At 70.6% G+C, this 12084-nt stretch carries 8 protein-coding genes; 6 read left to right on the top strand and 2 right to left on the bottom strand.

Annotated elements, in window-relative coordinates:
* From G6N45_RS11940 to G6N45_RS11920, 5 genes are all read left to right on the top strand, one after another.
* Positions 1 to 552, top strand: a complete 552-nt coding sequence (locus G6N45_RS11940; protein WP_163722531.1) for an LppP/LprE family lipoprotein — start codon at positions 1 to 3, stop codon at positions 550 to 552.
* Positions 553 to 633: 81 nt separating this feature from the next.
* Positions 634 to 1512 carry a mechanosensitive ion channel family protein gene (locus G6N45_RS11935; RefSeq protein WP_163722530.1) on the top strand — a complete coding sequence of 293 codons (879 nt, stop codon included), beginning with the start codon at positions 634 to 636 and terminating at the stop codon, positions 1510 to 1512.
* 167 nt (positions 1513 to 1679) lie between these two features.
* Positions 1680 to 5105 carry a TM0106 family RecB-like putative nuclease gene (locus G6N45_RS11930; RefSeq protein WP_163722529.1) on the top strand — a complete coding sequence of 1142 codons (3426 nt, stop codon included), beginning with the start codon at positions 1680 to 1682 and terminating at the stop codon, positions 5103 to 5105.
* Positions 5102 to 6460, top strand: coding sequence for an FAD-binding oxidoreductase (locus G6N45_RS11925; protein ID WP_163722528.1), 1359 nt, complete (start codon positions 5102 to 5104; stop codon positions 6458 to 6460). Before G6N45_RS11930 ends, G6N45_RS11925 begins: the two co-directional genes overlap by 4 nt.
* Positions 6461 to 6488: 28 nt before the next feature.
* The gene (locus G6N45_RS11920) at positions 6489 to 7880 is read left to right on the top strand and encodes an NAD(P)/FAD-dependent oxidoreductase (RefSeq protein WP_163722527.1); all 1392 of its coding nucleotides are present in this window, start codon (positions 6489 to 6491) and stop codon (positions 7878 to 7880) included.
* On the opposite strand, the gene G6N45_RS11915 is transcribed toward G6N45_RS11920, so the two are convergent.
* Together G6N45_RS11915 and G6N45_RS11910 are read right to left on the bottom strand one after the other, a co-directional pair.
* A complete protein-coding gene (locus G6N45_RS11915) occupies positions 7877 to 9709 on the bottom strand; it encodes an MFS transporter (protein WP_163722526.1) in 1833 nt (610 codons plus the stop codon). The genes G6N45_RS11920 and G6N45_RS11915 overlap by 4 nt on opposite strands.
* Positions 9710 to 9778: 69 nt before the next feature.
* Positions 9779 to 11053: a multidrug effflux MFS transporter gene (locus G6N45_RS11910; RefSeq protein ID WP_163722525.1), complete on the bottom strand. Its 1275-nt coding sequence runs from the start codon at positions 11051 to 11053 to the stop codon at positions 9779 to 9781.
* A 150-nt stretch (positions 11054 to 11203) separates the two neighbouring features.
* Between G6N45_RS11910 and G6N45_RS11905 the strand changes: the two genes are divergently transcribed.
* On the top strand, positions 11204 to 11947 hold the full coding sequence (locus tag G6N45_RS11905) for a hypothetical protein (RefSeq protein WP_163722524.1): 744 nt from the start codon (positions 11204 to 11206) through the stop codon (positions 11945 to 11947).
* The last annotated feature ends 137 nt before the right edge of the window (positions 11948 to 12084 follow it).

Raw genomic sequence — 12084 nt, 5'->3', positions numbered from 1 at the left:
GTGAAATGGGCAGCGGTCGTCGGCGCCGCCGCGCTCGTTCTCGCGGGCTGCGGCTCCGGAGACTCGACGGTGTCGAAGACCCCCGGACCGACGGCGGCGCCACCGCCCGCGGCTCCCGCTCCCGCAGCGCCACCGCCTCTCGGGCCGCCCCCGGGCCCCACGGCCGGCGAGGACCCGTGCGCCACGGACCTGGCCGCACCCGAGATCGCCAGAGCGGTCTCCGAACTGCCCCGCGACCCGCGCAGCAACCAGCCGTGGAGCCCCGCGCCGGTAGCGGGCAACTACAACGAGTGCGCCCAGTTGTCGGCGGTGATCGTCAAGGCGAACACGAACTCGGAGAACCCGAACACCCGCGCGCTGATGTTCCACCGCGGCAAGTTCATCCCCACCGGCGTGCCCGACACCTACGGCTTCAACGGACTCGACAGCGTGGGCACCACCGGTGACACCGTGGCGCTGAAGTACTCCAACGGCGTGCCCGGCCTCGACAGCATCGTGAAGTTCCGCTGGAACGGCAGCGGGGTCGAGCTGATCGGCAACACTCCGCGCTGACCCGCCGCGTTTGGTCACCGGCAGCGCGGGTATCGACGCGAGTGTCAATAGCGGTCGGGGGTGACTCTGAGGAGTACGACCATGGAAGATGCACTACGGGACATGTGGCGCTCCGTCGCCACCTTCGCGCCGAAGCTCGTGATGTTCCTGGTCATCCTGATCATCGGGGTGATCGTGGCCAAGCTGATCGGCAAAGCCGTCGACAAGATCCTCGAGCGGGTCGGGTTCGACAGGGCGGTCGAGCGGGGCGGGATTCGCCGTGCGCTGCAGAACAGCAATTACGACGCCTCGACGATCGTCAGCAAGCTCGTCTACTACGCCCTGCTGTTGTTCGTGCTGCAGCTGGCGTTCGGTGTGTTCGGGCCGAATCCGGTGAGCGCGCTGCTGACGGGAGTCATCGCGTTCCTTCCGAGGCTCGTGGTGGCACTGATCATCGTCGTCGTCGCTGCGGCGATCGCCGCGGCCGTGCGCGACATCGTGTCCAATGCGCTCGGCGGCCTGTCCTACGGCCGCATGCTGGCCAACATCGCGAGCGTCTTCATCCTCGGATTGGGCATCATCGCAGCCCTCAACCAGGTCGGCATCGCGTTGACCGTCACGCTGCCGGTGCTCGTCGCCATCCTCGGCACGATCGGCGGCATCCTGGTGGTCGGCGTGGGCGGTGGCCTGATCAAGCCGATGCAGCAGCGCTGGGAGGACTACCTCAGCCGCGCCGAGGACGAGGGGCGCAACATGCGGGAGCATCTGAACCGGCGCAAGCAGTCCACATCGGCGCCGACGCAGCAGATCCCGGCCTACAGTGCAGCGCCCACGGGCTCGCACGCCGCACCAACGCCGACGATGCCCGGCCAGCCCTACCCGAACCCGGGGACCGGTTCCTACCCGTCTCCCGGCTATCAGCAGCAGCCCCCGCCTCCGGGGTACGGCGACTACCCGCAGCAGGGCTACGGACAGCGGTAGACCTGCCAGGCTGAGCCCCCCACGCTGAGCCACTTCCCACGCGGAAGCGCATTCCGGGCTGTGATTCTCGCCCTGCAGCGACCAGGGAATGCGCTTCCGCAAGCGGGACGTGCCCCCCACTTCCGCGGCGGGGTGGGGGCGTCGGACCTCTGCCTTACAGTGGCGACGTGTTCGTCATCGAGGGCCGAGTGGTCTACAGCGCCTCCGACCTCGCCGCGGCCGCTCGCTGCGAGTACGCGCTGCTGCGGTCGTTCGATGTCAAGCTCGGCCGCGGCCCCGCAGTGTCCGGTGATGACGAATTGCTGGCTCGGACATCGCAACTCGGCGACGAGCACGAGCAGCGGCACCTCGACGCGCTGCGCCGCGACAGCGAGGTCACCGTCATCGGCCGGCCGGACTACACGATCGCGGGGCTGACCGCGGCGGCCGACCAGACGCTGCGCGCGATCGAGCGCAGGGCGCCGGTGATCTTCCAGGCCGCGATGTTCGACGGTCGGTTCGTCGGTTTCGCCGACTTCCTGCTGCTGGAGAACGGGGAAAGCCCAGGGCAGGGGCCGCGCTACCGGTTACGGGACACCAAGCTGGCCCGCTCCGTGAAGGTCGAGGCCCTGCTGCAGTTGGCGGCCTACGTCGACACCCTCACCGCGGCCGGGGTGCCGGTGGCGCCGGAGGTGGACCTCGTGCTCGGCGACGGCGCGACCGTCAGCTACCCCGTCGACGAACTGCTGCCGGTGTACCGCCCCCGCCGTGCCGCGTTGCAGCGCCTGCTCGACGAGCACCTGGCCGGCGACGCGCCGGTGGCGTGGGAGAACGAGTCCGTGCGCGCCTGTTTCCGCTGCGCCGAATGCGAGCAGGAGGTCCGCGCCCGCGACGATCTGCTGCTGGTCGCAGGGATGCGCGTCAGCCAGCGGGCGCGGCTGTTCGACGCGGGCATCACGACCGTGCACGACCTGGCCGCCCACGAGGGCCCGGTCGCCGAACTCTCCCCCCGCACCGTGGGCGCGCTCACCGCGCAGGCGAGGCTGCAGATCGCCGACCGGGTCGACGGCAAGCCGCCCTACCGGCTGGTCGACCCGCAACCGTTGATGGTGCTGCCCGACGCCGACAGGGGCGACCTCTTCTTCGACTTCGAGGGCGACCCGCTGTGGACCGCCGACGGATACAAGTGGGGACTCGAATACCTGTGGGGTGTACTGACCGTCGCCGATGAGTTCTCCCCGCTGTGGGCACACTCCCGCGCCGAGGAACGCGCGGCGCTGGTCGCATTCCTGGACCTGGTGCGCAAGCGGCGGCGGCGCCACCCCGGCATGCACATCTACCACTACGCGGCATACGAGAAGAGCACGCTGCTGCGGTTGGCCGGCCGCTACGGCGTCGGCGAGCACGACGTCGACGAGCTGCTGCGCGAGGGCGTGCTGGTCGACCTGTATCCGTTGGTGCGCAAGAGCCTTCGCGTGGGCACCGAGAACTACAGCATCAAGTCGCTCGAGCCGCTCTACATGGGCAACGAGCTGCGCGACGGTGAGGTCACCACGGCCACCGCGTCGATCACCGAGTACGCGCGCTACTGCGAGCTGCGCGACGCCGGCCACGCCGACGACGCCGCGACCGTGCTCAAGGAGATCGAGGAGTACAACCGCTACGACTGCCGGTCGACCCGCCGGCTGCGGGACTGGCTGGTGGCGCGCGCCATCGAATCCGGGGTGCCGCCCCGCGGGCCGGTGCCGGTCGACGGCGCGAAACCCGACGCGGCGGAGGTCGACGCGGTCGAACGCCGGCTGCTGGGGTTCGCCGGTGACGGCGTGGAACCGCGCACACCCGAGCAGACGGCGGTCACACTGATCGCCGCCGCCAAGGGCTTTCACAAGCGCGAGGACAAACCGTTCTGGTGGGGTCACTTCGATCGCGTCAACAACCCGGTCGAGGAGTGGGCCGACAGCAGTGGCGTGTTCATCGTCGACGGCCACGAGATCGCCGAAGACTGGCACCAACCGCCACGGGCCCGGAAACCGCAGCGCCGCTTGATTCTTCGAGGCCAGATCGCCAACGGCGACCTGGACCGCGAGATGTACGCGCTCTACGACCCGCCCGCGCCCGCGGGCCTGTCCGACGACCCCGACCGGCGCGGCTACGCCGTGGTGTCGGTGGTGGGGTGCGACAACGTCGAGGCGCCCACCGAGGTGACCGTCGTCGAGCGGCAACCCAAGGACGGCGACATCTTCACCCAGGTGCCGTTCGCGCTGACGCCGGGACCGCCGATCAGCACCAAGCCGCTGGCCGAATCGATCGCCGCCACCGCACAGGACGTCGCCGACGCCCTGCCCCGGCTGCGCCCCGGTGCGATGACCGACCTGTTGCTGCGCCGAGCGCCGCGCACCCGCAGCGGCGCCGCGCTGCCCGACACCGGCGCCGTCGCCGCCGACATCACCGCCGCGCTACTCGACCTCGACTCGTCGTACCTCGCGGTGCACGGCCCGCCCGGCACCGGCAAGACGTTCACCGCCGCGCAGGTGATCGCCTCGCTGGTGGTCGACCACGGCTGGCGGATCGGCGTGGTCGCGCAGGCCCACGCCGTCGTGGAGAACCTGTTCGCCGGCATCCTGCGGGCCGGCGTCGACGGCGCGCGGGTGGGCAAGAAGAAGTCCGCGGACGCACCGTGGCGGGACATCGACGAGAAGGACTATCCGGCTTTCATCTCCGACCACGAGGGCTGCGTGATCGGCGGTACCGCATGGGACTTCGCCAATGGCCGTCGTGTTCCGGCCGAATCGCTGGACCTGCTGGTCGTCGAGGAGGCCGGCCAGTTCAGCCTCGCCAACACGATCGCGGTGGCGCGCGCGGCGCGCAACCTGCTGCTGCTCGGCGACCCGCAGCAGCTGCCGCAGGTGAGCCAGGGCACCCACCCCGAACCGGTCGACGGTTCGGCGTTGGCGTGGCTGGTCGACGGGCACCACACGCTGCCGCCCGAGCGGGGCTACTTCCTGGACCGCTCCTACCGGATGCATCCCGAGGTGTGCCGCGGGGTGTCCCGGCTGTCCTACGACAACCGGCTGCACTCCCATGTGGACGTGACCGCCGCGCGCCGGCTCGACGGCGTCGCGCCCGGGGTCCGCACGCTGGCCGTCGAGCACCAGGGCAACGCCACGGACAGCCCCGAGGAGGCCGCGGCGATCGTCGCCGCGCTGCGCGGCCTGCTCGGCACCCCGTGGACCGACGAGGACGGCACCCGCCCGCTCGGCCAGCGCGACGTGCTCGTCGTCACGCCCTACAACGCGCAGGTGGTGCTGGTGCGCGGCCATCTCGACGCGGCCGGTTTCACCGACGTGGCGGTCGGCACGGTCGACAAGTTCCAGGGCCAGCAGGCCCCGGTGGTGTTCCTGTCGATGACGGCGTCCTCGATCGACGATGTGCCCCGCGGAATCGCGTTCCTGCTCAACCGGAACCGGTTGAACGTCGCTGTGAGCCGGGCGAAGTACCTGGCGGTGATCGTGCGCTCGGCGCAGCTGACCGACTATCTGCCCGGCACGCCCGACCGCCTGGTGGAGCTGGGCGCGTTCCTGTCGTTGAGCTCATGTGATACACCGGCCCCATGACCGAAGCGCTGACCGAACGGCTCGCCGCGATCGTGGGTGCCTCGCAGGTGAGCACCGACCCCGACGTGCTCGGCGGCCGCAGCGTGGACTACACGGGCCGGTACCGGGGCCGCGCCGCGGTGCTGGTGCGGCCCGGATCCGCCGAGGAGGTCGCGGCGGTGCTGACGGCGTGCCGCGACGCCGGGGTCAGCGTGACCGTGCAGGGCGGCCGGACGTCGCTGGTGGCGGGAACGGTGCCCGAGCACGATGACGTGCTGCTGTCCACCGAGCGGCTGCGTGAGATCGGTGAGGTCGACACGGTGGAGCGGCGGGTCCAGGTCGGTGCCGGGGTGACGCTGGCCGAGGTGCAGCGCGCCGCGACGGCGGCGGGACTGGTGTTCGGGGTGGACCTGGCCGCCCGCGACTCGGCGACGGTCGGCGGTATGGCGTCGACGAATGCCGGCGGGTTGCGCACGGTCTGCTACGGCAACATGGGCGAGCAGGTGCTCGGCCTCGACGTGGTGCTGCCCGACGGGTCGGTGGTGCACCGGCACAGCCAGGTACGCAGCGACAACACCGGCTACGACCTGGCGTCGCTGTTCGTCGGCGCCGAGGGCACACTCGGGGTGATCACCGGGCTGGACCTGCGTCTGCATCCGTCGCCACGGCAGCGCGTCACCGCCATCTGCGGCTACGCCGACCTCGACGCGCTGATCGCGACCGCCCGCCTGTTCCGCGACATGGAGGGGATCGCGGCGCTGGAGCTCATCGACGCTCGGGCCAGCGCCCTGACCGCCGAGCACGCCGGGGTGGCCGCACCCGTGGAGGGCGCCTGGCAACTGCTGATCGAGCTGGCCGGGGAGACCGACCTGACCGACCGGCTCGCCGAGGCGCTGTCGGAGGCCGAGCTGTGCGGCGAGCCCGCCGTCGGGGTCGACGGCGGCGCCCAGCAGCGGCTGTGGCAGGTGCGCGAGGCCGTCGCCGATGTGCTCGGCGTTTATGGTCCGCCATTGAAATTCGATGTCTCGCTGCCCCTTTCGTCGATCAGCGCGTTCGCGGCCGAGTCCGCCGAGCTGATCGCCGAGCACGCCCCGGATGCCATCCCGGTGCTGTTCGGGCACGTGGGCGAGGGCAATCTGCACCTCAACATCGTGCGGTGCACGCTGACCGGCGACCGCGAGCACGCGCTCTACACCGCGATGATGGCTCTGATCGCCCGCCACGACGGCAACGTCAGCTCCGAACACGGGGTGGGCACCCGCAAGCGGGACTACGTGTCGATGTCGCGCACCGACGCCGACATCGCGGCGATGCGGGCGGTCAAGGCGGCCTTCGACCCCACCGGCTACCTGAACCCCGCGGTGCTGTTCGGCTGACGGGGCGGCTTGAAGTAGCGTGGCGCCGATGAGCAGCATCGAGGCTGACTATCTCGTCATCGGCGCGGGCGCGATGGGTATGGCGTTCGTCGACACGATGCTCAGCGAGACCGATGCGACGATCGTGCTCGTCGACGACAACCACCAGCCCGGCGGCCACTGGAACTGGGTGTATCCGTTCGTGCGGCTGCACCAGCCCTCGGCGTATTACGGCGTGAACTCGCGTGCGCTGGGCAACGAGGACTGGATCGACGAGACCGGGCCGAACGCGGGTTTCTTCGAGCTGGCCAGCGGCCACGAGGTGTGCGCCTACTACGACCAGGTGATGCGCCACCAGCTGCTGCCGACCGGCCGGCTGTCGTATTTTCCGTCGTCACATCATCTGGGCGACAACAGGTTTCGCACCCTCGACGGGGTGGAGCACACGGTGACGGTGCGGCGCCGGGTGGTGGACGCGACGTATCTGCTGACCGTCGTGCAGTCGATGCGTTCGGCGCCGTTCTCGGTCGACGACGGCGTGGACGCCGTCACCCCCAACGACCTGCCGCGCCGTGCGGCCGGCCGGGACCACTTCACGATCGTCGGCGGCGGCAAGACCGGCATGGACTGCTGTCTCTGGCTGATGCGCTCCGGCGTCGGGCCCGAGCGACTGCGGTGGATCATGCCGCGCGACTCGTGGCTGCTCAACCGCGCCGACATCCAGCCTGGCGAGCGGTTCGTCAAGACGCTGCGGGAGTCGATCGCTTCCCGGATGGCGGCCATCGCTGAGGCCACGTCGGTCGACGATCTGTTCCTGCGACTCGAGGCCGACGGCACCGTCTTTCGTCTGGATCCGGGCAGGACGCCGACGATGTACCACTGCGCCATCGTGTCCGCCGGTGAGCTCGAGCAGCTGCGCCTGATCGAGGACGTGGTGCGGCTGGGCCACCTGGAACGCGCCGAGCACGACCGCATCGTGCTGCGCGACGGACAGGTCGAGGTACCCACGCCGTCGCTGTACGTCGACTGCACCACCCAGGGGTTGCCACGGCCGCCGTCGGTGCCGGTGTTCGACGGCGGCCGGATCACGCTGCAGAGCGTGCGCGGATGCCAGCAGGTGTTCAGCTCGGCGTTCATCGCCCATGTCGAAGCCGGCTACGACGACGACGCCATCCGCAACGACCTGTGCGCGCCGATCCCCCACCCCGACGCGCCGGTGGACTGGCTGCGAATCCTGCTGTCGGACAACGAAGCTCAGGTGCGTTGGCTCAAGGATCCCGAGCTGATGGACTGGCTGAAGGCGTGCAGGCTCAACGTGCTGCGCGACCTGTTCCCGGATTTCGCGGACAAGCCGCGCGTGCGGGACCGGGCGTTCGGTGCGCTGACGTCGGCGCTGACGAAGACCAACGCGCAGCTCGAGGCCCTGATGGAGCGCGGCTAGGCGGTATCCGGCCCGCGAGAGTGCCTGCCGTAGGAGTTCGCGTCGCCGTCGGCGGGAGACCCGTTGTGTCCGTTGCGCGGCGCCGACTCGGACAAGAGCTGGTCGAGGATGGCGCGCCATTCGTGGGTCGTGGTCTCGGCGTCCGCGCCGCGATCGATGGGCTCGGCCGGCGGCTCGGGGGCGGCCCGATCGAGCACGTCGGTGTCGGCGTCGGCGTCGGTGTCAGCACCGCCCCAGTCGACGACGTACTCGACGTACTCGTCGTCGTCGACGTACTCGTCGTCGTTGAAGTCGTCGTCGTTGAAGTCGTCGTCGTTGAAGTCGTCGTCGACGCCGGCCTCGGCGGGCTGTGGGGTGGCCGGAGCCGGGGCGAACCGGGAGCCGACCATGCCGATCAGGAACAGCGCGGCCACCACACCGAACAGCGCGACGAAGGCCGGCAGCAGCATCGCCTGCGACATCGCGGCCGCGAACGGGGCGTGCAGGAAGCCGGGCAACTGCGCGACGGAGCCCTCGGACTGCGGGGCCGCATCCGCCGCGCCGGGCATCTCCGCCGAGAGCCGGGACGCCATGAACGCGGCCATGCCCGCGCTGCCCAACACCGACCCGACCTGTCGCGTGGTGTTGTACACCCCGGATCCCGCGCCGGCGAGCTGCGTCGGCAGGTTTCGGGTGGCCGTCGCGGCCAACGGCGACCAGATGAACGCCATCCCCACGCCCATGGCGGTCAGCGGAAGCACCAGCCGCCAGATCGGAGTCGTCGGCGTCATCTCCACCGACAGCCACGTGAGCCCGATCGCCATCACCGAGAAACCGAACCCGATCACCGGCCGCGGGTGCGCGCGGTCGACGATCTTGCCGACCGCGGGGGCCAGCACACCGGTCGCGACCGCCATCGGGGCGGTCAGCAACGCCGCCCGCGTCGGGGTGAGCCCGCACACCGCCTGGGCGTAGAACATCAGCGGCAGGATCATCGACGTGGCGACGAATCCGATCGTGGCGACACCGAGATTGGACATCGAGAAATCGCGGTCGGTGAAGATCGCCAGCGGGATCAGCGGCTCCCCGCGGTTGACCGACTGCCACACCACGAACGCCGCCATCACCGCGACACCGATCGCCATCGTGGCCCAGATCCACGGCGCCCAGTCGTGGGACTGCCCCTCCTGCAGCGCGAAAACGATCAGGAACATGCCGACACCGGAGAGCACGACACCCGGCAGGTCGAAGTGATGGCCCTGGGTCGGCAGCGTCGGCACCAACCGCACGGCCAGCGCCAGACCGACCAGGCCGACAGGCACGTTGACGAAGAAGATCCACTGCCAGCCCAGGTGGTCGACCAGCACACCGCCGGCCAGCGGGCCCACCAGCGTGGCCACCCCGGCCGTCGCTCCCCACACGCTCATCGCGACGCCGCGCCGCTGCGCCGGGAACGTCCTGGTGATGACGGAGAGGGTCTGCGGGGTGAGCAACGCCGCACCCACCCCTTGCAGCACCCGCGCTGCGACCAGCACACCGATCGTGTCGGCCAGCCCGCACCACAGCGAGGCCAGCGTGAACACCGTCAGCCCGAGCAGGTAGACGTTCTTGGGTCCGTACCGGTCGCCGAGGCGTCCGGCCACCAGCAGCGGCACCGCGTAGGCCAGCAGGTAGGCGCTGGTCACCCAGATCACGGCGTCGTAGCCGACCCCCAGGTTCGCCATGATCGCCGGGTTCGCGACCGCCACGATGGTCGCGTCGACCAGGATCATGAAGAAGCCGACCAGAAGCGCCCACAGCGCGTGCCAGGGGTTGACCCCCGGGGCGCGCGGCGTCACGGATTCGAGCATGGTGGAAGACAACTGGGCATCAATCGACGAATGGCTACGGTTCCGGCCGACGCTACGGACCGGCGAGATTCACGACAAGTCGGCACCCGCCGCGACGGCGTCCGCGTCGGCGGCCGAAGCACGGTGCTCGCCGGTCAGCAGCAGTGCGGCCAGCGCGACGATCACGCCGGTGGCCATCACGGCCGCCATCGCCAGTTCGTCGTTGCCCAGCACGCCCACGACCGGCGCGACGGCGGCGCCCATGCCGAACTGGAAGGCGCCCAGCAGCGCCGCAGCGGTACCGGCCGCGTCGGGGTGGCGTGTCAGCGCAACGGCGGGGGCATTCGGGATCACCAGCCCCATCGCGGCCAGGATCGCCCACACCGGCAGGACGAACCCGAACAGGCCGCCGACGTGTGCCGCGGACACCGCGACGAAGACCACACCGGCCAGGGCAGCCGCGGCCAGCGCCCACACCATGATCTGCTGCGGGGAGAAGCGCCGCAGCAGCACGACGTTGCACTGGGTGGACCCGATCAGCGCGATCGCGCCCGCACCGAACACGAGCGCGAACGCCGTCTGCCCGAGGCCGTAGCGGCCCTGCAGCACGAACGAGGCGCCCGCGATGTAGGCGAACAGCCCGGACATGCCCAGCGCGGCGACCAGCACCAGCATCACGAACCGGGTGTCGCGCAGCAGCTCGGCGTAGGTCCGGGCGATGCCGGTCACCTTCAGCGGACGCCGGTGCCGGACCGGGAGCGTCTCCGGCAGCGCGAGCACCGCCATCACCAGCAACGCGCCCGCGGCGACGACCAGGGCGGCGAACACCCAGTGCCAGGAGGCGTGCAGCAGCACCGCGGCCCCCAGCGACGGGGCCAGCACCGGCGCGACGCCGAGCACCAGCATCAGCCGCGACATCACCGTCGCCGCGACGTTGTCCTTGTAGAGATCGCCGACCACCGCGATCGCCACCACCATGCCCGCCGCGGCGCCGACGCCCTGCAGCCCGCGAGCGATGCCCAGTACCGCGATGTTGGGGGCGAACAGGCACAGCAGCGACGCCAGCATGTGCAGCACGATGCCACCGATCAGCGGTTTGCGGCGGCCCAGCGAGTCCGACAGCGGACCGATGATCAGCTGGCCCAGCGCCAGGCCGGCCAGCGTGCCGGTCAACGTCAACTGCGCCACCGACGAGGACACCGACAGGTCGTCGGCGATCTTCGGCAACGCCGGCAGGTACATGTCGATGGTCAGCGGGCCCAGCGCCACCAGCAGGCCCAGCACCACGATCATCCGGATCCGGCCGGGCTGGGCCGCCGGTGCGGTCTCCAGCGGCGTCACGTCCACGTCTGGGGATACTGCCATGCAATTGGTTAGCGCCGCTTTTCAATAAATCCTTCCCCGCTGCGCGAACAGTGACCGCTGTCACGTCGCGGCACCGCGGGCCGGTCGCCGTTCGTTGTCTGCGTGTTTCCGAGGACTAGCCTGGGAAGTCCGTACGACGAGAGGCCGCCGATGAGTGCATGGTCACGGGCCAAGAGCCAGGAGCTCGCGGTCACCGACGACGACCCCGGCGCCGCGGCCAAGGCGCTGAGCCAGATCATCGAGCGCGGCGCGCGGGTGCAGGGACCCGCGGTCCGGTCCTACGTGGCGCGGCTGCGGGCCGCCAACCCCGAAGCCGGCCCCGCCGAGATCGTCGCCAAGCTGGAGAAGCACTACATGGCGGCGGTGATGGCGAGCGGTGCGGCCGTCGGCTCGGCGGCCGCCTTCCCGGGCATCGGCACGCTGGTGGCGATGTCCGCGGTCGCCGGCGAGACCGTGGTGTTCCTCGAGGCGACGGCCGTCTACGTGCTGGCCGTCGCCGAGGTGTACGGCATTCCCGCCGAGCATCGGGAACGGCGCCGCGCGCTGGTGCTTGCGGTGCTCGTCGGCGAGGACAGCAGGGGTGCGGTGGCCGACCTGCTCGGCCGCAGCCGCGTCAGCGGCGGCTGGTTGTCCGACGGCGCGGCCTCGCTGCCGCTGCCCGTGGTGTCCCAGCTCAACAACCGGCTGCTCAGGTACTTCGTCAAGCGCTACACGCTCAAGCGGGGCGTGATGATGTTCGGCAAGATGCTGCCGGTCGGCATCGGGGCGGTCGTCGGCGGCGTCGGCAACCGGATGATGGGCAAGAAGATCGTCGCGAACGCGCGCAACGCGTTCGGCGCCCCGCCGCCGCGGTGGCCCGCGCCCCTGCACCTGCTGCCCGCTCCGCGCCCCTGACCGCGGTCCGCGCACCGCTGGACGGCAGCCCGTGCGCCGCTCGGCGTGTCCGCAATGACCATAAGGACGTTGCGTGGTCCCGCCGGTCGCCGAAGCGCTAGCCTTTATACGGCGGAAACTCGGGTACCCGCACACCG

The sequence above is a fragment of the Mycolicibacterium psychrotolerans genome (assembly GCF_010729305.1).
GTDB classification, from domain to species: domain Bacteria; phylum Actinomycetota; class Actinomycetes; order Mycobacteriales; family Mycobacteriaceae; genus Mycobacterium; species Mycobacterium psychrotolerans.
This window is presented reverse-complemented; position numbering and strand designations above follow the sequence as displayed.